Origin of the sequence: Streptomyces sp. NPDC050211, from assembly GCF_040656035.1 — a bacterium.
In the GTDB taxonomy this organism is placed as follows: Bacteria; Actinomycetota; Actinomycetes; order Streptomycetales; family Streptomycetaceae; genus Streptomyces.
The window spans coordinates 1-22,542 of the sequence record NZ_JBFALC010000022.1 but is presented as its reverse complement, the minus strand read 5'-3'; the positions used below and the strand labels follow the sequence as shown (position 1 = coordinate 22,542).

Genomic DNA, 22,542 nt, shown 5'->3' with positions numbered 1-22,542 from the left:
TGCCCATGCACTTACGAGGGTTGAGCACAAGAAGAAGACGGGTCTGGGCGGCCACTGTGACCGCCGGCGTCGTCGCCGCCGGACTCATGTCGGGTCCCGCCGCGAACGCGCGTCCCGACCCGGGATCGCCCTTGACAACGATGTCCATCAAGTCGCCGCCGGGCGGCGCGAATGCACGGGTGCTGGTCTTCTACGGCTCCGCGGCGGCCGGGGAGGAGTCGCCGGTCGTGAACGCCGGGATCGAGGCCATCGAGAAGATCGGCCTGTCCGGACCGGAGAACCAGCGCTTCAAGGTGGTGGCCTCGGACGACGCCTCGGTCTTCACCGACGAGACCCGGCTGGGCCGCTTCAACGCGATCGTGTTCCTGACCGGCGGCGGCGACGTCCTCGATCCGGAGCAGGAGGCGGGCCTGGAGGCCTACATGGAGGCGGGCGGCGGTTTCGTCGGCGTCCATGACGCGGCACGTGCCGAGCCGTACTCGGACTGGTTCACGGGTCTGGTGGGCGCCCGCCCGGCGGCCTCCAGCCCAACGGCCGTACAGCGGGCGACGGTTGAGGTCGGCGACCGGCAGCATCCGGCCACCAAGGATCTGCCGGTCCAGTGGAAGCGGCCGGACCAGTGGTTCAACTGGGTGAAGAACCCGTCCGGCGAGGTGCACACCGTCGCGCGGGTGCGCGAGTCGACGTACCAGCCGGGAACCACCGCCAACGGGTGGGACCACCCGGTGAGTTGGTGCCGTGACTACGACGGCGGACGCTCCTTCTACACCGGCATGGGCGGCACGGTGTCGTCGTACGACGAGACGGACTTCCGCGCCCATCTGCGCGGCGCGCTGCTGTGGACCACCCGCCTCGCGCAGGCCGATTGCAAGGCGACGATCAACGCCAACTACAAGGCGGAGCGCCTCACCCAGCCCAACCAGCCCGGTCAGAACGACCAGATCGGCGAGCCGCACGGCCTGGTCACCGCGCCCGACGGACGCGTGCTGTACATCGGCCGGGGCGGCGCCGACTCCTCCCAGCCGGTGATCACCGACTGGAACAACCCGGACATCGGCAAGGGCAAGGGCGAGATCCACGTCTACGACCCGAAGACCAAGAAGGTCACCCTGGCGGGTGCGTTGAGCGTCTTCGGCAACAAGGGCGGCGGCGACGAGCTGATCAAGGTCGAGGAGGGGCTGCTCGGCATCGAGCTGGATCCGCGCTTCGAGCAGAACGGCTGGGTGTATCTGCACTACACGCCGCACTCGCAGATCAACCGCGACACGCGCATGGCCGAGCGCCGCGTCTCCCGCTTCACGCTCGACCTCGCCACCAACAAGCTGGACCTGAGCAGTGAGAAGGTGCTGCTCAAGTGGCCGGTGCAGATCCACAGTTGCTGCCACTCGGGCGGCGGGATGTCCTGGGACTCCAAGGGCAACCTGTACATCGCGACGGGCGACAACAACTCCAGCGGCTTCAGCGGCGGTTACTCGGGCAACAACCCGCAGCCCAACTACAAGGGCGTCTCCTTCGCCGACGCGCGCCGCACCGCCGGCAACACCAACAACCTCAACGGCAAGATCCTGCGCATCCACCCGGAGCCCGACGGGACGTACACACTCCCCGAGGGCAACCTGTTCACCGGTAAGGAGACCGACGAGGGCGGCGGGAAGACGCGCGGCGAGATCTATGTGATGGGGGTCCGGAACCCGGCCCGCATCTTCGTCGATCAGAAGACCGACATCCTCTACGCCGGCTGGGTCGGCCCGGACGCGTCGGCGCCCTCCACGACATGGGGCCCGGCGAAGTACGACACCTTCGCCGTCATCACCAAGGCAAGCAACCGGGGCTGGCCGTACTGCATGGGCAACAAACAGCCCTACCGCGACCGCAATCTGCCCGACCCGTCGCAGCCGCTCGGCTGGTACGACTGCGACCACCCGAAGAACGAGTCGCCGAACAACGACGGCCTGGTCAACCTGCCGCCGGTCACCGGCAACAACATCTGGTACTCGCCCCAGGGCGGCGCCCCGGACTACCCGCGCGACGCGAACGGCATCCCCTCGTACAAGCAGGAGGAGGCCAAGTACCTGCTGCCGTGGCTCAAGGGCGGCGGCCAGGCCGCGATGAACGGTCCGGTCTACCGGTACGACGCGCAGAGCGCAAGCGCGACGAAGTGGCCCTCCTACTGGGACGGCAAGTGGTTCGTCGGCGACTTCTACGACGCCGACCAGCCACGCAACGCCGTCATCACCGACCCGAAGACCCACGGTGACGGCGGTCTGCCGATCCACTCGGAGTCGCTGAAGAAGATCGTGCCGATCGGCAACGACGGCATCAAGAACCTCATGGACTGGAAGTTCGGTCCGGACGGAGCCATGTACGTCCTCGACTACGGCCGCGGCTTCTTCACCTCGGACGCCAAGTCGGCGCTGTGGCGGGTCACGTACACGGGCGGCGGGCCGACACCGGCCGCCGGCCAGTTGGCGAGGGGAGCGCAGTGAGACACCAACGAAGAATCCTGACGGCTTTGTTGGCCGCGCTCCTGATGATCCTGGGGCTCCAGAGCCTGCCCGCCGCAGGGCAATCGGAGCCTCAGGCCGCCGCCGCCCAGACCCTCACCTGGACCGCGGGCAACGACATCGACAAGTACACGTCCGCGCCGGCGACAGCCGAGGCGGGCACGACGACGATCGTCTTCGAGAACAGCGTGGCGACCGGCAACACGACGGGCATGCCGCACACCCTGACGTTCGACGTCTCCGACCCGGAGTACAACAACGACGTCCCGCTGAACATCCTCGCCAACCCGAACGACGACCAGGGCGGCAAGCACACCGCCGAGGTCACGCTCACCCCCGGCCGCTACCGCTACTACTGCACGATCCCGGGACACGGCCAGATGCAGGGCATCCTCGTGGTGACCGAGGGCACCGGCGAGGACACCACCCCGCCGCAGACCTCGGCCCAGGTGACCGGCACGCAGAACTCGCAGGGCCAGTACGTCGGTTCGGCGAGCGTGACGGTCAACGCCACCGACGAGGACGGCGGCTCCGGCGTGGACCGCATCGAGTACGCGATCGGTGACACGGGCGCCTGGCAGCCGTACACCACCCCGGTCGTCGTCGACCAGGTCGGCAGCCACAAGGTCCGCTATCGCGCCCTGGACAAGGCGGGGAACGTGGCGGCCGAGAAGAGCGTGCAGTTCACCGTCGTGACACCGCCGACCGACGACAAGACACCGCCGGAGACCTCGGCGACGGTGACCGGCGAGCAGAACGCGGACGGGGCCTATGTGGACATGGCGACCGTCACCGTGTCCGCCTCCGACACCGGTACCGGGGTCAACACCATCGAGTACGCGGTCGGCGACGGCGCCTGGCAGCCGTACACGGCCCCGGTGATGGTGCACGCGGTCGGCACGCACACCGTGCGCTACCGCGCCACCGACAAGGCGGGCAATGCGGCCGACGAGAAGAGCGTGCAGTTCACGGTCGTCTCGGCGCCCCCGCAGGACACCACCCCGCCCGTCACCGGCGTGAGCGTGGACGGCACGCGGAACTCCGCCGGGGCGTATGTGAACAACGCCAAGGTCACCGTCAGCGCGACCGACCACGGTGGCGAGGTCGCGAGCATCGAGTACTCGCTCGACGGCGGGCCGTACCTCGCCTACACCACGCCCGTGATCGTCGACCGCGTGGGTCCGCACACCGTGGCCTACCGGGCGAGCGACAAGGCGGGCAACACCTCCGCGCCACGGACGGTGAGCTTCACGGTGGTGGCCGGAGGCGGAGTGCCGACGCCCAACTGCCCTGAGTACGACGAGCGGTTGACGGTCCTCGTCGGCACGGTCGACTCGGGTGTGCCGAACCGCGTCACCAACAACCGGTGCCGCATCAACGAGTTGATCGAGGACGAGAAGGAGTGGACGTCCCACGCGCTGTTCCTGAAGCACGTAAGGACGGTCCTGACCAAGCTCCTCGGCGAAGGCGTCATCGATCAGCGGGAGCACAACAGGATCCTGAAGGCCGCCCGTGAGTCCGGGATCGGCAAGCCCGGCCAGACCGAGGGCTACCGCACGATCTTCGACGGCACGGCAGGCTCCCTCGCCAAGTGGGCACACGTGGGCGGCGGTTCGTTCGGGCTCAACCCCGACGGATCGATGACCAGCGGCACCACGAAGGCGGGCCTCGGCATGCTGTGGTTCCCGGAGCGCAAGTACGGCGACTTCTCGCTCCGCCTCCAGTGGCGGGACGACGCGCCCGGCACGGGCAACGCCAACTCCGGTGTGTTCGTGCGGTTCCCGTACGTCCATGACCATCCGGAGGAGTCACGGCCGGAGTGGGTCGCGATCAAGTACGGGCACGAGGTGCAGGTCTTCGACAGTCCCAGTGGGGACATGTACAAGACCGGGTCGGTCTACGGCTTCGACCGGGTGGGGCTCGCCGGTGCGGGCGTCACCCAGAAGGGCACGTGGAACGACTACGAGATCCGCGTGGTCGACCAGCACTACTCGGTCTACCGCAACGGCGTGCTGATCAACGAGTTCGACAACATCGGCGGCCAGGACTTCGTTCCGGCCCGCTCGGACGACCCGGGCACGGACGGACGGCGGTTCGCCTCCGGCTACGTCGGGCTCCAGGTGCACGGCACGACGGATGTGGTCTCGTACCGGGACATCCGGATCAAGGAGCTGTAGGTATCAAGGAGTTGTAGGCTCCGGCGGCGCCCCCTCGGGGGGCGCCGCCTTCTTCTTGGCCCGGCTCGGCTGCACCCGCGTCGGCTCCCCCGGCATCTTCGGATACTCGGGCGGGTAGGGCAGATCGCCGAGTCCGTGGTCGTGCTCGTCCTTGGCGGCCAGGTCCAGCAGGGCCTCCAGGGAGTAGCGGTGGTCGTCCATGTCCGCGTGTACGTCGCCCACTTCGGCGAAGCGCACCGGCATCGTCGCCAGGTCGAAGTCCCGGGGGTGCGCCACGCCGACCTCGTCCCAGCGCAGGGGCGCCGAGACGGGGGCGTGCGGGCGGGGTCGTACGGAATAGGCGGAGGCGATGGTGCGGTCCCGGGCGGTCTGGTTGTAGTCCACGAAGATCTTCTGCCCCCGCTCCTCCTTCCACCACTTGATGGTCACGTGGTCCGGCATCCGGCGTTCCAGCTCGCGGCCGACAGCGATCGCGGCGCGGCGGACCTGGGTGAAGGTCCAGCGGGGTTCGATGGGCACGAAGACGTGCAGGCCGCGTCCGCCGGAGGTCTTGGGGAAGCCGCGCAGGCCGCCGAACTCGTCCAGGAGCGCCCGCAGTTCATGGGCGGCGCGAACGGCGTCGTCGAAGTCGGTGCCGGGCTGCGGGTCGAGGTCGATACGGAGTTCGTCGGGGCTGTCGACGTCGTCGCGGCGCACCGGCCACGGGTGGAAGGTGAGCGTGCCGTACTGCGCGGCCCACAACACGGCGGCCTCCTCCGTGGGGCACATCTCGTCGGCGCTACGGCCGCTGGGGAAGGTGATGTGGGCGGTGGGGATCCAGTCGGGCATGTTCTTCGGGGCCCGCTTCTGGAAGAAGTTCTCGCCGGTCACGCCGTCCGGGTAGCGCTCCAGGGTGGTGGGCCGGTCGCGCAGGACACGCAGGATGCCGGGGCCGACAGCGATGTAGTACTGGGCGAGGTCCAGCTTGGTGAAACCGCGCTCCGGAAAGAAGATCTTGCCCGGGCTGGACAGCCGTACCGTCCGGCCGCCCGCCTCCAGTTGCACCGCTTCACCCATGCGAGCCACGGTAGGCCCAACACCCGTCCCTCGCACACCGGGCGTTCACGGCTTCACACGCGCAGAATCAGAACATGGACCTCCCTGTGATGCCACCCGTGAAGCCGATGCTCGCCAAGTCGGTCGCGAAGATCCCGCCGGACATGCACTACGAGGCGAAGTGGGACGGCTTCCGTGCGATCGCGTTCCGCGACGGGACCGACGTGGAGCTGGGCAGCCGCACCGGCAAGCCGCTGACCAGGTACTTTCCGGAGCTGGTGGTGGCGTTGCGGGAGAGGTTGCCGAAGCGCTGTGTCGTGGACGGCGAGATCGTGATCGCCCGTGAGGGGCGGCTCGATTTCGACGCGCTGACCGAGCGCATCCACCCGGCGGACTCCCGGGTGCGGATGCTCGCCGAGAAGACGCCGGCCTCCTTCGTCGCCTTCGACCTGCTGGCCCTGGACGACGAGTCGCTCCTTGACGTCCCGCTGAGCGACCGCCGGGCCCTGCTGACCAGGGCATTGGACGGGGTGACGGCACCCGTGCACCTGGCGCCGGCGACGACCGACATCGAGGTGGCGCGGCAGTGGTTCGACCAGTACGAGGGGGCGGGCCTCGACGGCGTCATCGCCAAGCCGCTCGGGGTGCACTACCTCCAGGACGAGCGCGCCATGTTCAAGATCAAGCACGAGCGCACGGCGGATGTCGTCGTCGCGGGCTACCGCCTCCACAAGAGCGGCCCGGTCGTGGGCTCGCTGCTGCTCGGCCTCTACGACGATCAGGGCACCCTCCAGCACGTGGGCGTCTCCGCCGCCTTCTCGATGAAGCGCCGGGCCGAACTCGTCGAGGAACTGGAGCCGTTGCGGATGGACGAGGTCTCCGGGCACCCCTGGGCGGCCTGGGCCGAGGAGGCGGCGCACGAGTCGGCGCGGCTGCCCGGAGCGCCCAGCCGCTGGTCCGGCAAGAAGGACCTGTCCTGGGTGCCGCTGCGGCCGGAGCGGGTCGTCGAGGTGGCGTACGACCACATGGAGAACGGGGTCCGCTTCCGGCACACGGCCCGGTTCCGCCGCTGGCGCCCGGACCGGGAACCGGAGAGCTGCACCTACGCGCAGCTGGAAGAGCCGGTGAGCTATGACCTGGCGGAGATCTTCGGCCCCGCGCACTGAAATCCCGATCGGAATCGATCAGGTATAGAAAATAATCGGCCCATACATGCACAATCGTTGACACGAGACAGGTGGCAACGGTGGGCATGGGACGCAGGGCGCGCACGCGACGCGCCACGACGGGGGTGGCGCTCCTGGCCGCCCTGATGACGCTCTCCCTGGTGGCCGGCTGCACCTCGTCGGGCGACGACGGGCGCGGACCGGGCCAGGAGCAGGGCGAGCGGCCGTCGCAGAGCCGGGCGGCCGAGGGCTCGGTGCTCGCCGTGAAGATCGACAACGCCCGCTCGGCCCGCCCCCACACGGGGCTCGACTCCGCGGACATCGTGTACGTCGAGCCGGTCGAGGGCGGCCTGAGCCGGCTGATGGCGGTGTACGCGACCAAGCTGCCGCCGGTGATCGGCCCGGTGCGCAGCGCCCGCGAGTCCGATCTGGAGCTGCTGCGCCAGTTCGACCAGCCCACGCTCGCCTTCTCGGGGGCCCAGCGCAGACTGCTCCCCCTGATCGACGAGGAGCCGGTGAACGCCCAGCCGCCCGGCAAAACGTCCGACGCCTACTACCGGGGCACGGCCACGCCCGCCCCGCACAACCTCTATCTGCGGCCCGACCGGCTGTTGCCCTCCGCGCCCGGCGCGGACGCACTGACGACCGGGTTCCGCTACGGCACCGCACCCTCGGGCGGCACCCCCGAGACCACCCGGACCGTGCGCTACCCGGCCGCCCGGTTCACCTTCACCTGGTCCGAGAGCCGCGACCGCTGGCTGGCGTCGATGGACGGTTCGCCGACAGTGACCACCGACGGCGCGCGGGTGGCACCGGCGACGGTCGTGGTCCAATACGTGAACGTGCGCGAGTCCGATTTCCACGACTCCCTCGGCAACGCCACGCCGTACACCGAGACGGTCGGCGAGGGGAAGGCGGAGGTGCTGCGCGACGGCAAGGCCTTCGACGCCGACTGGAAGCGCGCGAACGCCACCGACGGCACGGACTTCACCACCGGGAACGGCAAGCCGGTCACCTTTGCCGAGGGCCAGGTGTGGGTGGTCTTCGCACCCTCATAGAGATGCCGCTACCCCGCCTTCGACGCCGTAAGAGGTTCCGTCGGATTGCGGAGCCCCTCCGCCGCGTCCGAGACACGGCGGATGAGGTCGAAGAAGACGGTCTGCTCCTCGGCGGAGAGCGGGGCGAGGAAGACCTGGTTCATCCGGGCCGTACGGACCGTGAGCTTGCGGTGGGTCCGGGTGCCCTCGTCTGTCAGCCGCAGCAGGAAGCGGCGGCCGTCCTGCGGGTCGCGCACCTTGTCGAGCAGACCCCGGCGGCCGAGCCGGCTGATCACCTCGGCGATGGTGGACCGGTCGAGCCCCACGCGCTCCCCCACCGTGCGCTGATCGAGGCCCGGCTCGGCGACGAGCGCGTTGAGGACGGCGAACTGCGGTGACGTGATCTCCTCGGAGACCATGGTGTTCCACAGCAGGTAGTGAGCCTGCTGGAGGCGCCGGGCCAGGTGCCCGGGGTGGGTGGTGAGGTCCACCGCGGCCATGTGTGCTCCCGAGTCGTATTGGTTGGTGCGCTTTGGTTGGTGCGCATTGGTTGGTGCACTGAAGACCAGTGAGTATTGACGTCAGACTCCCATAGTGGCAGCTTGAGAGAAAGCTCGCTGAAATACTCAGTGCGCTGAGCAACTGGAAGGCTGCGCGGATGGACAAGGTGGTCGCCACAGCCCTGGAGGCGGTGGCCGAGGTGCCGGACGGCGCGACCCTCGCGGTCGGCGGATTCGGGCTGAGCGGTGTGCCGAACGTACTGATCCAGGCGCTGTACGAGCGGGGCGTGAGCGGTCTGGGCGTCGTGTCCAACAACTGCGGGGCGATGGAGTCCGGTCTCGCCGTGTTGCTCGCCGCGGGCCGGATCGCCCGGGTGACCGGCTCCTACATCGGGGCGAACAAGGAGTTCGCGCGGCAGTACCTGGGCGGTGAGCTGGAAGTCGAGATGATCCCGCAGGGCACCCTCGCCGAGCGGCTGCGGGCCGGCGGCGCCGGCATCCCCGCCTTCTACACCCCCGCCGGTGTCGGGACCCAGGTCGCCGAGGGCGGGCTGCCCTGGCGCTACGACGGCTCCGGCGGCGTCGCTCTGGCCTCCCCGGCGAAGGAGGTACGGGAGTTCGACGGCACGGAGTACGTGCTGGAGCGCGGCATCCGCACCGACTTCGCGCTGGTGCGGGCGGCGAAGGGCGACCGGCACGGGAACCTGGTCTTCAACAAGTCCTCGCGGAACTTCAACCCCCTCGCGGCGATGGCGGGCCGGGTGACGATCGCCGAGGTCGAGGAACTCGTCGAGCCCGGCGAGATCGACCCGGACGCGGTGCATCTGCCCGGCATCTTCGTGCAGCGTGTCCTCGCCCTGACCCCGCAGCAGGCGGCGGACAAGAAGATCGAGCAGCGGACGGTGAGCAGCTGATGGCCTGGACCCGGCAACAGATGGCCGCCCGCGCCGCGCGCGAATTGCGGGATGGTCAGTACGTCAATCTCGGCATCGGACTGCCGACCCTGATCCCCAACTACCTCCCGGAGGGCGTGGAGGTGACCCTGGAGTCGGAGAACGGCATCCTGGGCACCGGCCCCTACCCCACCGAGGACCAGGTCGACCCCGACCTGATCAACGCGGGCAAGGAGACCGTCACGGTCCTGCCCGGCGCGTCCTACTTCGACTCGGCGCTGTCCTTCTCGATGATCCGCGGCGGCCACATCGACGTCGCCGTGCTGGGCGCCATGCAGGTCTCCGCGCGCGGGGACCTCGCGAACTGGGCCATCCCCGGCAAGATGATCACCGGGATCGGCGGCGCGATGGACCTCGTGCACGGCGCCCGTACGGTGATCGTGGTGATGACGCACACCGCCAAGGACGGCTCCCCGAAGATCCTGGAGGAGTGCGCGCTGCCGCTCACCGGGAAGGCGTGTGTGAACCGGATCATCACCGACCTCGGTGTGCTGGACGTGACCGACGACGGCCTGGTGCTCGTCGAGACGGCGCCCGGTGTGAGCGTCGACGAGATCACCGGCAAGACCGACGCCAAGCTGACCGTAGCGGAGGACCTGAAGTGAAGTCCGCAGTGAAGAACGTCTACATCGTCGACGCGGTGCGCACGCCGATCGGCCGCTACAACGGCGGTCTGGCGAGCGTGCGCCCGGACGACCTGGGCGCCCACGCCATCCGCGAACTCCTCGCCCGCACACCGCGGTTGGACCCCTCCCTGATCGAGGACGTCTACTTCGGCAACGCCAACGGCGCGGGTGAGGAGAACCGCAACGTCGGCCGCATGGCCGCGCTGCTGGCCGGACTGCCGACGTCCGTGCCGGGCGTCACCGTGAACCGGCTGTGCGCGTCGGGTCTGGAAGCCGTGATCCAGGCGGCCCGCGCGATCGCCCTCGGGGACGCGTCCATCGCCGTGGCCGGTGGTGTGGAGTCGATGACCCGGGCGCCATATGTGCTGCCGAAGTCCGACAAGCCGTTCCCGGCCGGGCACGCCGAGCTGTACTCGACCACGCTCGGCTGGCGGATGGTCAACCCGAAGATGGAGCCGCAGTGGACGGTTCCGCTGGGCGAGAGCGCGGAGCTGATCGCCGAGAAGCACAAGATCAGCCGTGAGCAGCAGGACGAGTTCGCGCTGGCCTCCCATCAGAAGGCCGCGCGCGCCCAGCAGGCGGGGCTGTTCGACGCCGAGCTGGCCCCGGTGCCGGTCCCGCAGCGCAAGGGCGACCCGATCGTCTTCGGCGCCGACGAGTGCGTCCGCGCGGACGCCTCCCTGGCCGCGATGGCGAAGCTGAAGCCGTCCTTCCGCACCTCCGAGGGCACGGTCACCGCAGGCAACGCGTCCCCACTCAACGACGGTGCCGCGGCGCTGCTGCTCGTGGACGAGGAGGGCCTGAAGGCGACGGGTCGTGAGCCGCTTGCCCGGGTCTCCGCGACCGGCGTCAACGCGGTCGACCCGCACTACTTCGGGCTCGCCCCCGTTGAAGCCGTCAACCGGGCTCTCGCCAAGGCGGGCAAGGGGTTTGGCGATCTGTCGGTGCTGGAGTTGAACGAAGCGTTCGCCGCGCAGGTGTTGGGGTGTGTTGCCGAGTGGCCCGAGTTCGATCCGGGGATCCTCAATCCGCAGGGTGGGGCGATTGCGCTGGGGCATCCGCTGGGGGCGTCGGGGGCGCGGCTTGCGGGGACGGTTGCGCATCAGCTTCGCCGCGCGGGGAGTGGGGTTGGTGTCGCCACGTTGTGCATCGGCGTTGGTCAAGGTCTCGCCCTCGTTCTCGAGCGATAGGTCCTGCCAGTACATGCCGTTTGCGGGCTGCGGGCCGGTTGTGGCTGGTCGCGCAGTTCCCCGCGCCCCTATAGGGCGCGATCGTCCCCCTTACTTTCACGAGACCGTCAGGAAGCTCCAGGAACTCCCCCATGACTCTCACCCAGCACGACATCGACCAAGAAATCGCCGCCGAGCACGCCGCCTATGAGAAGCGTGTTGCCGATGGGGCCCCCGTTGAGCATCAGCCGCGTCGCGACTATGCCCCGTACCGGTCCTCGGTTCTCCGGCATCCGAAGCAGCCGCCGGTCGCCATTGACGTGGCCAAGGATCCGGAGCTGGTGGAGCTGGCCTCGCCGGCCTTCGGGGAGCGGGACATCACCGAGATCGATAATGATCTGACCCGGCAGCACAACGGTGAGCCGATCGGTGAGCGGATCACCGTTTCGGGGCGGTTGCTGGACCGGGACGGGCGTCCGATCCGGGGGCAGCTGATCGAGATCTGGCAGGCCAACTCGGCGGGCCGGTACGCGCATCAGCGTGAGCAGCACGACGCGCCGCTGGATCCGAACTTCACGGGTGTGGGACGCACACTGTCCGACGACAGAGGGTTCTACTCGTTCACCACCATTCAGCCGGGGCCGTACCCGTGGCGTCAGCACCTCAACGCCTGGCGGCCGGCGCACATCCACTTCTCGATCTTCGGGTCGGCGTTCACGCAGCGGCTGGTGACGCAGATGTACTTCCCGAGCGATCCGCTGTTCCCGTACGACCCGATCATCCAGTCGGTGACGGACGACGCGGCCCGGCAGCGGCTGGTGGCGACGTACGACCACAGCCTGTCGGTGCCGGAGTTCTCGATGGGCTACCACTGGGACATCGTGCTCGACGGACCGAACGCCACCTGGATCGAAGAGGGACGCTGACCCACGATGACGAAGATCGACACGAGCAATCCCGAGGCCGTGCTCCCGACCCCGTCGCACACGGTCGGCCCCTTCTACGGTCATGCCCTGCCCTTCCCCGGCGGCGGCGACATCGCGCCGGTCGGCCACCCCGACACGATCGCGCTGCAGGGGTACGTCCTGGACGGGGAGGGCAAGCCGCTGCCGGACGCGTTCGTGGAGCTGTGGGGCGCCGACCCGGACGGCAATGTGCCGCAGGTCGACGGTTCGATGCGGCGCGACCCGGCGAGCGGTGGCTTCCTGGGCCGTAACGGCGTGGAGTTCACCGGCTGGGGGCGGATCCAGACGGATGCCAACGGCCACTGGAGCGCGCGGACGCTGCGGCCCGGGGCACGCGGGCAGAGTGCGCCGTACATCAGTGTGTGCGTCTTCGCGCGCGGGCTGCTGGTGCATCTGTTCACCCGGATCTATCTGCCGGGAGACGAGGCCGTGCTGGCCGCCGATCCGCTGCTGGCGCGGCTGGACCAGGACCGACGCGACACGCTGATCGCCACGGACGGGGGCAACGGCACATACCGTTTCGACATCCGCCTTCAAGGCGAAGGCGAAACGGTCTTCCTGGAGTTCCAGTGACAGCTGCCGAACCCGACACCGGCCTGCTCGCCCCCGGGTGGACAGGCTCCCCCGCCGCCGCGGCCACCGGCGACGGCGCCTATCTCACGGCGCTACTCGACGCGGAAGCCGCGCTGACGCGCGCCCAGTCCGCGCTGGGGCTCGCCCCGGCCGAGGCCGCGAGCGTGGTGACGGCGGCGGCGGATGCCCGGCACTTCGACGTGGCCTCGATCGCCGAGCGCGCGCGGGGCGGCGGGAATCCGGTCATCCCCCTGGTCGCGGATCTGACCAAGGCGGTCGGCGAGGAGTACGGCCCCTATGTCCACCGGGGTGCGACCAGCCAGGACATCATGGACACCGCGACGATGCTGGTCGCCGCCCGCACCCTGGACCTCCTCCTCACCGACCTCGGCCGCACGGAGCGCGCGCTGGCACGGCTGGCCGTCGAGCACCGTGACTCCGCGATGCCGGGACGGACGCTCACGCAGCACGCCGTACCGACGACGTTCGGGCTGAAGGCGGCCGGGTGGCGGTCGCTGGTGCTCGACGCGCGGGACCGGGTGACCGCCGTACGGGACGGACTGCCCGCACAACTCGGGGGCGCCGCCGGGACGTTGGCGGCCTTCGGGGCGTACGGAGCCGAGGACGCCCTGTCTCTCCCGGAGGCCTACGCGCGCGAACTCGGCCTGCGGGCACCCCTGTTGCCCTGGCACACCCTGCGGACACCCATCGCCGATCTCGCCGGCTGCCTCGCCTTCACGGCGGGCGCGCTCGGCAAGGTCGCCGTCGATGTCCTCACCCTCTCCCGCACCGAGATCGCCGAGGTCGCGGAGGGCAGCGGCGGCGGCTCGTCCGCCATGCCGCACAAGTCCAATCCGGTACGGTCCACCCTCATCGCCGCCGCCGCGCGCCGGGCACCTCAGCTCGCCGCCACGCTGTACGGGTCGCTGGCGGCGGAGGACGAGCGGCCGGCCGGGGCCTGGCACACCGAGTGGGAGCCGCTCAGGGAGCTGCTGCGCCTGGCCGGCGGGGCCGCCCGGGATGCCGTGGAGCTGGCCGAGGGGCTGCGGGTCAGGCACGATGTCATGCGCGAACACCTTGATCTCACCCATGGGTTGATCGTCTCGGAACGGCTGTCCGCCGAGCTGGCCCCGGTGCTGGGCCGGGCCCGCGCGAAGGAACTGCTCACCCGGCTGGCGTCCGAGGGTCGCCCGCTCGCCGAGGCACCGGAGTTGCGGGACGTCGACCTGGACCCCACCCACTACACCGGCTCCGCCGGAGCCCTCACCGACCGCGCTTTGGAGCGACGTTGAAACTCCTCAACCACCTTGTCGAAGGCCCCGCTTCCGCACCCCCGCTGCTCCTCGGACCCTCGGTCGGCACCTCGTACGCCCTGTGGGACAAGGTCGCGCCCGAGCTGTCCGTCACGCATCGGGTGATCCGCTGGGATCTGCCGGGGCAGGGCGGCTCGGCGGCCGATCTGATCGCGGCCGGGGCGACCATAGGTGACCTCGCCGACCTGGTGCTGGCCCTCGCCGACTCGCTCGGCATCGAGCGGTTCCGTTACGCCGGCGTCTCCATCGGCGGTTCGGTAGGGCTGCATCTCGCGGCGCACCACCCCGAGCGGGTGGAGTCCCTCGCGGTGATCTGCTCGTCCTCCCACTACGGCGGCTCCAAGCCGTGGGAGGAACGGGCCGCGCTGGTGCGGGCCGAAGGAGTGGCAGGGCTCGCGGAGAGCGCGAACGAGCGCTGGTTCACGCCGGGGTTCACCGTGCCCCGGCTGGTCCAGGACATGCGGGAGAGCGATCCGGGCGCGTATGCCGCCCTCTGCGACGCGCTCGCCGCCTTCGACATCCGGGACCGGCTGCCCGAGATCTCCGCGCCCACCCTGCTGATCGCCGGGCGCGAGGACACGGCGACGCCGCCCGCGCATCTGCGGGAGATCGCGGACGCCGTGCCGGGTGCCGCGCTCGTGGAGATCCCCGGCGCCTCGCATCTGGCGCCCGCCCAATGCCCCGAGGCCGTGCTCACCGCCCTGCGGGCGCACTTCGACGGTTCCGCCCCGCGTGGCATGGAGGTACGACGCGAGGTGCTCGGCGACGCGCACGTCGACCGGGCGCAGGACCGCCAGACCCCCTTCACCGCCCGCTTCCAGGACTTCATCTCGCGCTACGCCTGGGGCGAGATCTGGACCGACCCGACGCTCTCGCGCCGCGAGCGCAGCATGATCACGCTGACGGCGCTGGTCGCCCACGGGCACTACGACGAGCTGGCCATGCATGTGCGGGCGGCGCGGCGCAACGGGCTGACCCCGGAGGAGATCGGCGCGGTGCTGCTGCAGACCGCGGTGTACTGCGGGGTTCCGGCGGCGAACTCGGCGTTCGCGGCGGCCCAGCGCGTGCTGGCGGAGGAGGACCAGACCGGCTGAGGGTGACCCTGCCGGTCGTAGCCTCAACGGCATCAAGCACGGGCCTGGCCCGTGTGCCTACGGTGGAGGCATGTCCACCATCCTGATCACCGGCGCCACCTCGGGTCTCGGCCGGTACGTCGCCTTCGAACTGGTCCGCTCCGGACACCTGGTCCTCGCCCACGGCCGCGATCCGGGCCGTACGGAGCGACTGGTCGCCGAGCTGCGCACGGAGGGCGCCGCCGAGGGGTTCGTCGCCAATCTTGCCTCGCTGGCCCAGGTGCGCGACCTCGGCGCCCGGGTCGCCGCCGCCCACCCCGAGCTGGACGTGCTGATCAACAACGCCGGTGTGGGCTCGGGTCCGCGCGGCTCCGGACGGGAGCTGAGCGCCGACGGCCACGAACTGCGCCTGGCGGTCGACTACTTGGCACCGGTCGAACTGACCCGCGCCCTGCTGCCGGTGCTGCGCGCGAACCCGCCCGCCCGGATCGTCAACGTCGGGTCGGCCGGCCAGGAGCCGCTCGACTTCGACGACCCCGAGTTCACCCGCGGCTACGACGGTTTCGCCGCGTACTGCCGCGCCAAGTTCGCACTCGCCGCCCATACGTTCACGCTCGCCGAGGAACTCCACGGCACCGGCGTCTCCGTCAACGTCCTGCACCCCGCGACCTTCATGGACACGGCGATGGTCCGCGAGGGCGGCATCGCCCCGATGACCTCGATCGCCGACGGAGCCCCCGGCGTACTGGCGCTCGCCACGCAGGACCTGGGCACGGGCGGCTACTTCGACGGCACGCGTCCGGCAAGGGCGAACGCGGCGACGTACGACGACGATGTACGCAAGCGCTTGGCGGCGGTCACCGACCAACTCCTGCGCACCTGAAGCGCCCCAAAGGGGCGCGGGGAACTGCGCGACCAGCCACGACGGCGCCGCAGTCGACCGACGGCCGCGGAGCGCTCACCGCAGCCCGCGTCCCGTCTCCAGAACCTCCCGCGCCTGGGCCACCAACCCGTCCGCACCGCAGGAACGCGCCAGCGCCACGCCCCGATTGAGCTCGGCAACGGACCGCGCGGCGATGCCGTACTCGACGCGGGCGGCGGCATGCTCGTACTGGCACGGCGAAGCCTCCAGGTAGGCGACCGCCTGGGCCGCGAGCCGGACCGCGCGCTGGCCGGTCTCCAGGGCGGCGGCGCAGCGCAGGGCCTCGCCGATGGCCGTGTCCGTGCCGAACCGCTCGGCCTGGCGGCGGGCGTCGGAGGCGAGCCGGGCGGCGCGGACCGGGTCCTCGGTGGCGAGGGCCCGGGCCAGGTCGACCGCCCAGGGGACCATCACCGGGTTGTGGTGGCCCCGCGCGGTCGCTGCCTTCTCCGCGGCCTCCAGCTCGTTGATGCCGTCCTTCGTGCGGCCGGTCGCCAGCAGGAGACGGCCGCGTACGGAGCGCGGATCGGGGATGACGATGGTGGACGGGTAGGGCGGCCCGAAGCCGTGCTGCTCGGCGATCGACCAGGCCTCGTCGACATGTCCGCGGGCGAGCAGCGTGTCGACGAGGTTGCAGGTCGCCGTCCAGTACAGGGGCAGCCCGCGGCCCACGCGTTCGGCCAGCCGCAGCCCCTCGCGCAGTGATGTCTCCGCCTCCCTGAGCCGGCCCCTTCTGCGGTGGCCGAGACCGACATACGCGTGCGCGAGGGCGAGGTGGCCGCCGCTCCAGCCCGCGGACTCGTAAGCGCGCAGGGCCTCCGTGTACAGGGCGTCGGCGCGGTCGAGGCGGTCGGTGTATGCGTAGGAGTTGGCCAGCATCAGCAGCAGTTCGAGGCCCCACTCGGTGTCGGTCCAGCCGAGTCCGGGGGCGAGCCGGCCGTTGACGAGGGAGCGGTCGCACAGGTCGACGACCTCCTCGGCGTTCTCGCCGTGGGTCATGGCGTCGAAGCCGCGCAGCATCAGCAGCGCACGCTCGGAGTTGTCCTTGCCGGTGCAGGTCGCGGCGAGTCCGGCGAGCCGCTCGGAGCGGCCAGGGGTGGTCGTCTCGCCCGCGTAGATGCCCTCCCACATGTACTGCACGGCTTGCAGGCGCAGCTTGGCCGGGCCGTCCTCGTGCCGGGCGGCCTCTGCCTCGACCGTGCGGACGGCCTCCTCCAGCTGGTCGTTGTGGAGGAGTGCCTGGGAGAGCCGGAAGACGGCGTCCACGCGTTCGGTGCCGTCGAGGCCGGGCATGGCGAGCGCGGACTGGAGGTGGTCGATGGTGGTGGCGGGCGCGGTCAGCAGGGTGGCACAGCCCAGTTCGTAGAGCACGCGCGCGTGGACCTCGGGCAGCGGCGGCTCCACCAGGGCGCGATCCAGGCAGCGGCGGGCCGCGTCGGGGGCGCCGACGGCGAGGTGTTCGCGGGCCGCCTCGCGCAGCTGCTCGACGACTTCCTCGTCGTCGTCCGGGTGGACCAGGAGAAGATGCCGGGAAGCCGCCGCGGCGCCCCGGCCGGAGTCGGTGACGACCTGGGCGGCGATGCCGTGCATCGCGGTGCACAGGGCGGGCGGGATGGAGTTGTAGACGGCGGTCGCGATCAGCGGATGCACGAACTCCAGGCCGCTGTCGCCGGCGCGGGAGGTCGCCGGGTCGGGTGCGGTGAGGATGCGGGCGTTGCACAACAGCTCGGCGCAGCGCACGGCTTGGTCGTGGCTCATGGTGGCGAGCCGGGCGACCAGGTCCACGGAGATGTCCGCGCCGAGGATCGCGGCGGCCCAGGCGAACCGGGTGGCGTCGACGCCGAGTCCCTCCAGGCGGGCGACGAGGCCGCCACCGCGGGCCGAGCGGTTCAGGGCGCGCAGTTCGGCGGCCTGTGCCTCGACGGGTTCGAGTTCGCTGTCCTGGACCTTGGCGAGGAGTTCTACGGTCTCGTACGGGTTGCCGCCGGTGACGGCCCAGACCTCGCGGCAGAACGGGGCGTCGGCGTGCGGGCCGACGGTGGCGCGGGTGAGGCCCGCGGTCGCGTCCGGGGTCAGGGCGCTCAGGTTGGTGACCGGTGCGCCCGCCGCCGCGGCGACCGCGTCGAGGTAGCGGGCGCTGTCGGCGGCGACCTCGCCGGGGCGGCGGGCCACCACGACCAGGACGGACAGGTCGTCGAGGCGTTCGGCGAAGGCGGCGAGCCAGCGCAGGGTCTCCTGGTCGGCCCAGTGGGCGTCGTCGATCAGCAGCACGAGCGGCCAGTCGCGCCGGGCCAGCCGGCGTACCGCGGCGACCAGGCCGTCGCACACGCCCTGCGGGTCGGCCTGACGGTCGCCGGGGTCCGTGATGCCGAGGGCGGGGCCGGCGATGTCGTACCAGTCGCCGAGGTATTCGCGCGCCTCCTCCGGCATCAGCGACACCAGCGCGGGCTGCAGCAGTTGTCGTACGACATTGAAGGGGACGGACTTCAGGGTCTCGCCGCCGCGGGCCGACCAGACCGTGCAGCCGCGTGCCTCGGCGATGCGGCGGGTCTCGGCCAGCAGCGCGGTCTTGCCGAGTCCGGCCTCGCCCCGGAACACCAGGAGGCTGCCCGAGGACGAGCGGTCCGCGCGCAGGGTGGTGATCGCCTCCTCCACCGCGGCGACCTCCCGGTCGCGCTCCCACAGGGGAGCCGAGGCGGCCGCCGTGGGCCGTACCTCCGTCATCCCGCTACCTCCCCAAGTCGCCCGAACGACGTACCGAACCCGAGCGTAGCCCTCCGGTCGGCGCGGTGCGGGCGGGTCCGGGGAGCTGTTCCCGTCACGGGTGACAGTGCGGGCCCGCGGGCGACGCGAACGGCGTGCCACCTGCTGTTGTGAAGGTAACGGACCGTCAATACTCGTGGGAATGAAGGTGACTTTCGAGGAGCGGGGCACCGGCCGGTCCCGACGGGCCCTGGTGGCGGGCTCGGTCGGCAATTTCATCGAGTGGTACGAGTTCGGGGTCTACGGCTACTTCGCGACGATCATCGCGGCGCGCTTCTTCACCCCGGAGGGCGGCAGCGAGGCCGAGGCGCTGGTGAAGACGTACGCCTCCTTCGCGCTGGCGTTCTTCTTCCGGCCGGTCGGCGCGGCTCTGTTCGGCCGGCTCGGTGACCGGATCGGGCGGCGGCCGGTGCTGATCCTGGTGATCGTCCTGATGACGGGGGCGACGACGCTGATCGGTGTACTGCCGACGTATGCCACGGTCGGGGCGCTGGCGCCGTGGCTGCTCACCTTCCTGAGGGTGCTTCAGGGGCTGTCGGCGGGCGGGGAGTTCGGGGGTGCGGTGTCGGTGATGACGGAGTTCGCGCCGCCGGGCCGGCGCGGGCTGTACGGGTCGTGGCAGTCGTTCACGGTGGCGCTGGGGCTGCTGGGCGGAGCGGGCGCGGCGGCGCTGCTGGCGACGGTGCTGACGGAGGACCAGCTGGGCGACTGGGGATGGCGGCTGCCGTTCCTGCTGACGCTGCCGCTGGGTCTCGGGGCGCTGTGGCTGAGGCTGCGGCTGGACGAGACGCCGGCGTTCCGGGAGGCGGTGGAGCGGACGAGTCCGCCTCCGCGCGAGGTGGCGCGGGCGGTCGCGCTGGGTGCCGGGCGGATCATGGGCTGGGCGGCGGCCGGTTACACCTTCCTGGTCGTGCTGCCCTCGTATCTGCAGAGCACGCTGGACGCGTCCTTCCAACAGGCTCTGATCGCCACCGTGCTGGCCAACCTGGGCTTCGCGCTCACGATCGTCCCGGCGGGACTGCTCAGCGACCGGATCGGGCGGCGGGCGGTGATGCTGACGGGAGCGGTGCTGGTGGTGGTCCTCGCGGTGCCGCTGCTCAACCTGCTGCAGGACGCGGGGACTTCGAACGCGGCGAAGGGCGCCGCGGTGCTCGGCGCCGGTGCCGTGGTCGGGCTGATGGCGGGGCCGGGTCCGGCGATGCTGGCGGAGATGTTCCCCACTACCGTGCGCTACACGGGTCTGGGGCTCGCCTACGCCCTGTCGAATGCGGTGTTCTCGGGGTGTGCGGGGCTCATCATCACCGAGACCGTCGAACGGACCGGGAACGTGGACGTCCCGGCGTACTACGCGGCGGCGACGTGCGCGGTGAGTGTCCTGGCCCTGCTCACGCTGCCTGCGAGGAAGGCGAGTTGAGACGATGCGGGTGATCGGCCTGATGTCGGGCACGTCGTACGACGCCATCGACGCGGCGGCGGCCGAGCTGGACCTCGTCGGGGACACGCTGGTGCTGAAGCGGCTCGGGATGGTGAGCGTGCCGTACGACGCGGAGCTGCGGGACGCGCTCGCGGTGGCGCTGCCGCCGGGTGCCGTCACGATGGCGGAGGTGTGCCGGCTGGACACGCGGATCGGGCAGGCGTTCGCGGCGGCGGCCGTGCGGGCCGACCGTGAACTGTGCGAGGGGCGGGCCGAGTTGGTCGCCTCGCACGGGCAGACCGTCTACCACTGGGTGGCGGAGGGGCGGGTGCACGGCACGCTTCAGCTCGGGCAGCCCGCCTGGATCGCCGAGGCGACCGGGCTGCCGGTGGTCGCCGACTTCCGGCCGCGCGACATCGCCGCCGGGGGCCAGGGCGCACCGCTGGTCGCACTGGTCGACCGGCTGTGGCTGCGCGGCCGGCCGGGGACGCCGGTCGCGCTGAACATCGGGGGCATCGCCAACCTGACCGCCCCTGACGGGACCGCCTTCGACACGGGTCCGGGGTGCGCGCTGATCGACGCGGCGGCGCGGGGGTTCAGCGGCGGGCGTCTGGAGTTTGACCAGGACGGGGCGCTGGCGGCCCGGGGCCGGGTGCACCATCTGCTGCTGGAGCGGCTGCTGGCCGAGCCGTACTACGCGCTGCCCGCGCCGAAGACGACCGGCAAGGAGCTGTTCCATCTCCGCCATCTGCACGAGGCGCTCGCCGGGCTCGGGACGCTGCCCGCCGAGGACGTGCTCGCCACGCTGACCATGCTCACGGCCCGGACGGTCGCCGACGCGGTGCGCGGGGTGGGTGCCACGGAGGTGATCGCCTCAGGCGGCGGGACCCGCAATCCGGTGCTGATGAGGAGGCTCGCCGAGCTGCTGCCGGGGGTGGCCCTCGGCACCTCCGACGAGCTGGGGCTGCCGTCGGACGCGAAGGAGGCGTACGCGTTCGCGGTGCTCGGGTTCCTCACCGTGCACGGGCTGCCGGGCACGGATCCGGCGAGCACGGGCGCACGGCACGCGCGCGTGCTCGGTTCGGTGACGCCCGGCCGGGACGGACTGCGCCTTCCGGCGCCGGCAGCCGAGTCCCCCATACGACTCGTCCTGAAATGAGCACGCTCGCACCTATTCCGGTCCCGGCCTTCTCATCCGTCTTTCACCGACGCCTCATACGGTGGGGCCATGACGCAGGAGACTCCTCCCGGCTGGCACCCCGACCCCGGGCAGACAAGTGACGGTCCTCCCACCGAGCGCTGGTGGGACGGCAAGGCATGGACGGACCAGACCCGCCCGGCGGGGTCGGGGGCCGGATGGGGTCCCCCGCCGCAGCCACAGCCCGGCGGCGCGTTTCCGGCCTACCCCATGTATCCCGTCCAGCCTCCCGCCGGTGCGCGGCGCGGGCTGCGGACCGGCATAGCCGTCGCGGTGGCGGCCGCGGTCCTCGCGAGCATCGGCGTGGGCGTGTACGCGCTGTCCGAGGACGACGGCGGGGGCGGCAGCGCGGCGGGCTCGCCGCAGGCGCCGGACGGACAGGGCGGTCCCGGCGGCCAGGGCGGTCCGTTCGGTGACGGCGGGTCGGGTGGCTCCGGCGGTGCCTCGCCCTCGCCCTCGCCCGAGGGGTCCGAGGCGCCGAAGATCGACAGCGGTTCGGTGACCGACCCGATCAGCGGGATCAGCATCCCCATTCCCGACGGCTGGTACGGCCAGCAACTGTCGGTCGGCGCCTCGGTCACCTCGGACGCCTCCTACAAGTGCCCCGGCGACACCTCCGCGTCCTGCACCAAGGGCGGCGCGTACTCGGCGCCCGCCCTCGTGCTCCGCACCGAGGGCAGCACGGCCGAGCAGGTCGCCAAGGCGGACATCGCGGAGAACGCCGAGCAGTCGTACGGCGGCAAGTCCTACGGCAAGATCACCTCGCACTCGGTGCTGGCCTCCAAGGCCGTCACCGTGGCCGGGCAGAAGGGCTACCAGGTCCGCTGGAAGGCGGTCACCAGCAAGGGCTCCGACGGATACGTCGAGTCGCTCGCCTTCCCCTCCCCCGCGAACCCCCAGCAGATCGTCGTCGTCCGGCTGGGCGTGGACGTCAGTGAGAAGCAGACCGTCCTCGACGAGATCACCAAGGGCATCAAGGCGGCGTCCGGCGGCGGCAGCGGCCAGGACGTGTGAACCGCCTCTCCGTGCCCCGGACATGAGTCGGGGGGGGGGGGGGGCCGCCCCGCAAAGGGGCGCCCCCCCCCCCGCGGGGGGGGCGCCCCCCCCCGCCCCCCCGGGGGGGGCGGCCCGGGAGCCCGGCAGGCAACACCAGGCAC

General features: G+C 71.1%; 18 protein-coding genes. 15 read left to right on the top strand and 3 right to left on the bottom strand.

Annotation, left to right across the window (positions count from 1 at the left end):
• The first annotated feature begins 5 nt into the window (after positions 1 to 5).
• Positions 6 to 2,486 (top strand): ThuA domain-containing protein, encoded by a 2,481-nt coding sequence (locus AB0I98_RS22295; RefSeq protein WP_362944319.1) that lies wholly within the window; start codon positions 6 to 8, stop codon positions 2,484 to 2,486.
• A 44-nt stretch (positions 2,487 to 2,530) separates the two neighbouring features.
• The gene (locus AB0I98_RS22290) at positions 2,531 to 4,681 is read left to right on the top strand and encodes a family 16 glycoside hydrolase (protein ID WP_362944503.1); all 2,151 of its coding nucleotides are present in this window, start codon (positions 2,531 to 2,533) and stop codon (positions 4,679 to 4,681) included.
• A 3-nt stretch (positions 4,682 to 4,684) separates the two neighbouring features.
• Here AB0I98_RS22290 and ligD read toward each other — a convergent pair whose 3' ends face one another.
• Positions 4,685 to 5,737, bottom strand: coding sequence for a non-homologous end-joining DNA ligase (gene ligD, locus AB0I98_RS22285; RefSeq protein WP_362944318.1), 1,053 nt, complete (start codon positions 5,735 to 5,737; stop codon positions 4,685 to 4,687).
• Positions 5,738 to 5,811: 74 nt separating this feature from the next.
• Between ligD and AB0I98_RS22280 the strand changes: the two genes are divergently transcribed.
• Both AB0I98_RS22280 and AB0I98_RS22275 read left to right on the top strand, forming a co-directional pair.
• Entirely contained in the window at positions 5,812 to 6,882 is a 1,071-nt protein-coding gene (locus AB0I98_RS22280; protein WP_362944316.1) for an ATP-dependent DNA ligase, read from the top strand.
• 86 nt (positions 6,883 to 6,968) lie between these two features.
• On the top strand, positions 6,969 to 7,940 hold the full coding sequence (locus tag AB0I98_RS22275) for a DUF3048 domain-containing protein (protein ID WP_362944314.1): 972 nt from the start codon (positions 6,969 to 6,971) through the stop codon (positions 7,938 to 7,940).
• Between the two features lie 8 nt (positions 7,941 to 7,948).
• Here AB0I98_RS22275 and AB0I98_RS22270 read toward each other — a convergent pair whose 3' ends face one another.
• Positions 7,949 to 8,419 (bottom strand): MarR family transcriptional regulator, encoded by a 471-nt coding sequence (locus AB0I98_RS22270; protein WP_328352014.1) that lies wholly within the window; start codon positions 8,417 to 8,419, stop codon positions 7,949 to 7,951.
• Between the two features lie 158 nt (positions 8,420 to 8,577).
• Here AB0I98_RS22270 and AB0I98_RS22265 point away from each other — a divergent pair, with 158 nt between their 5' ends.
• The 8 genes from AB0I98_RS22265 to AB0I98_RS22230 all read left to right on the top strand — a co-directional run bounded on the left by AB0I98_RS22265 (position 8,578) and on the right by AB0I98_RS22230 (position 15,974).
• The gene (locus AB0I98_RS22265) at positions 8,578 to 9,333 is read left to right on the top strand and encodes a CoA transferase subunit A (protein WP_362944312.1); all 756 of its coding nucleotides are present in this window, start codon (positions 8,578 to 8,580) and stop codon (positions 9,331 to 9,333) included.
• Positions 9,333 to 9,977 carry a CoA transferase subunit B gene (locus AB0I98_RS22260; protein ID WP_362944310.1) on the top strand — a complete coding sequence of 215 codons (645 nt, stop codon included), beginning with the start codon at positions 9,333 to 9,335 and terminating at the stop codon, positions 9,975 to 9,977. Before AB0I98_RS22265 ends, AB0I98_RS22260 begins: the two co-directional genes overlap by 1 nt.
• A gap of 8 nt (positions 9,978 to 9,985) precedes the next feature.
• The gene (locus AB0I98_RS22255; protein ID WP_362944501.1) at positions 9,986 to 11,188 is read left to right on the top strand and encodes a thiolase family protein; all 1,203 of its coding nucleotides are present in this window, start codon (positions 9,986 to 9,988) and stop codon (positions 11,186 to 11,188) included.
• A 131-nt stretch (positions 11,189 to 11,319) separates the two neighbouring features.
• Entirely contained in the window at positions 11,320 to 12,093 is a 774-nt protein-coding gene (pcaH, locus tag AB0I98_RS22250; RefSeq protein WP_362944308.1) for a protocatechuate 3,4-dioxygenase subunit beta, read from the top strand.
• A 6-nt stretch (positions 12,094 to 12,099) separates the two neighbouring features.
• The gene (gene pcaG, locus AB0I98_RS22245; protein WP_362944306.1) at positions 12,100 to 12,705 is read left to right on the top strand and encodes a protocatechuate 3,4-dioxygenase subunit alpha; all 606 of its coding nucleotides are present in this window, start codon (positions 12,100 to 12,102) and stop codon (positions 12,703 to 12,705) included.
• On the top strand, positions 12,702 to 13,997 hold the full coding sequence (pcaB, locus tag AB0I98_RS22240) for a 3-carboxy-cis,cis-muconate cycloisomerase (protein WP_362944304.1): 1,296 nt from the start codon (positions 12,702 to 12,704) through the stop codon (positions 13,995 to 13,997). The genes pcaG and pcaB overlap by 4 nt, the downstream gene beginning before the upstream one ends.
• Positions 13,994 to 15,112 (top strand): 3-oxoadipate enol-lactonase, encoded by a 1,119-nt coding sequence (gene pcaD, locus AB0I98_RS22235; RefSeq protein WP_362944302.1) that lies wholly within the window; start codon positions 13,994 to 13,996, stop codon positions 15,110 to 15,112. The genes pcaB and pcaD overlap by 4 nt, the downstream gene beginning before the upstream one ends.
• A gap of 70 nt (positions 15,113 to 15,182) precedes the next feature.
• Positions 15,183 to 15,974, top strand: coding sequence for an SDR family NAD(P)-dependent oxidoreductase (locus AB0I98_RS22230; protein WP_362944300.1), 792 nt, complete (start codon positions 15,183 to 15,185; stop codon positions 15,972 to 15,974).
• Positions 15,975 to 16,049: 75 nt separating this feature from the next.
• Here the strand turns inward: AB0I98_RS22230 and AB0I98_RS22225 are convergent, their stop codons facing one another.
• Complete coding sequence (locus tag AB0I98_RS22225; protein WP_362944298.1) at positions 16,050 to 18,734, bottom strand: AAA family ATPase; 2,685 nt, start codon at positions 18,732 to 18,734, stop codon at positions 16,050 to 16,052.
• A gap of 181 nt (positions 18,735 to 18,915) precedes the next feature.
• Here AB0I98_RS22225 and AB0I98_RS22220 point away from each other — a divergent pair, with 181 nt between their 5' ends.
• The 3 genes from AB0I98_RS22220 (at position 18,916) to AB0I98_RS22210 (ending at position 22,399) form a co-directional block, all read left to right on the top strand.
• Entirely contained in the window at positions 18,916 to 20,187 is a 1,272-nt protein-coding gene (locus AB0I98_RS22220; protein WP_362944296.1) for an MFS transporter, read from the top strand.
• Between the two features lie 4 nt (positions 20,188 to 20,191).
• On the top strand, positions 20,192 to 21,346 hold the full coding sequence (locus AB0I98_RS22215; RefSeq protein WP_362944294.1) for an anhydro-N-acetylmuramic acid kinase: 1,155 nt from the start codon (positions 20,192 to 20,194) through the stop codon (positions 21,344 to 21,346).
• A gap of 69 nt (positions 21,347 to 21,415) precedes the next feature.
• Entirely contained in the window at positions 21,416 to 22,399 is a 984-nt protein-coding gene (locus AB0I98_RS22210) for a DUF2510 domain-containing protein (RefSeq protein ID WP_362944292.1), read from the top strand.
• Positions 22,400 to 22,542 lie beyond the last annotated feature (143 nt).

Bases quoted from the DNA above. Each gene is read 5' to 3' on its own strand.
- pcaH (WP_362944308.1), top strand. From the start codon at position 11,320: ATGACTCTCACCCAGCACGACATCGACCAAGAAATCGCCGCCGAGCAC.
- AB0I98_RS22275 (WP_362944314.1), top strand. From the start codon at position 6,969: ATGGGACGCAGGGCGCGCACGCGACGCGCCACGACGGGGGTGGCGCTC.
- AB0I98_RS22210 (WP_362944292.1), top strand. From the start codon at position 21,416: ATGACGCAGGAGACTCCTCCCGGCTGGCACCCCGACCCCGGGCAGACA.
- AB0I98_RS22260 (WP_362944310.1), top strand. From the start codon at position 9,333: ATGGCCTGGACCCGGCAACAGATGGCCGCCCGCGCCGCGCGCGAATTG.
- AB0I98_RS22265 (WP_362944312.1), top strand. From the start codon at position 8,578: ATGGACAAGGTGGTCGCCACAGCCCTGGAGGCGGTGGCCGAGGTGCCG.
- AB0I98_RS22290 (WP_362944503.1), top strand. From the start codon at position 2,531: ATGATCCTGGGGCTCCAGAGCCTGCCCGCCGCAGGGCAATCGGAGCCT.
- AB0I98_RS22220 (WP_362944296.1), top strand. From the start codon at position 18,916: ATGAAGGTGACTTTCGAGGAGCGGGGCACCGGCCGGTCCCGACGGGCC.
- AB0I98_RS22225 (WP_362944298.1), bottom strand. From the start codon at position 18,734: ATGACGGAGGTACGGCCCACGGCGGCCGCCTCGGCTCCCCTGTGGGAG.
- AB0I98_RS22280 (WP_362944316.1), top strand. From the start codon at position 5,812: ATGGACCTCCCTGTGATGCCACCCGTGAAGCCGATGCTCGCCAAGTCG.
- pcaG (WP_362944306.1), top strand. From the start codon at position 12,100: ATGACGAAGATCGACACGAGCAATCCCGAGGCCGTGCTCCCGACCCCG.
- AB0I98_RS22270 (WP_328352014.1), bottom strand. From the start codon at position 8,419: ATGGCCGCGGTGGACCTCACCACCCACCCCGGGCACCTGGCCCGGCGC.
- ligD (WP_362944318.1), bottom strand. From the start codon at position 5,737: ATGGGTGAAGCGGTGCAACTGGAGGCGGGCGGCCGGACGGTACGGCTG.
- AB0I98_RS22230 (WP_362944300.1), top strand. From the start codon at position 15,183: ATGTCCACCATCCTGATCACCGGCGCCACCTCGGGTCTCGGCCGGTAC.
- AB0I98_RS22295 (WP_362944319.1), top strand. From the start codon at position 6: ATGCACTTACGAGGGTTGAGCACAAGAAGAAGACGGGTCTGGGCGGCC.
- AB0I98_RS22215 (WP_362944294.1), top strand. From the start codon at position 20,192: ATGCGGGTGATCGGCCTGATGTCGGGCACGTCGTACGACGCCATCGAC.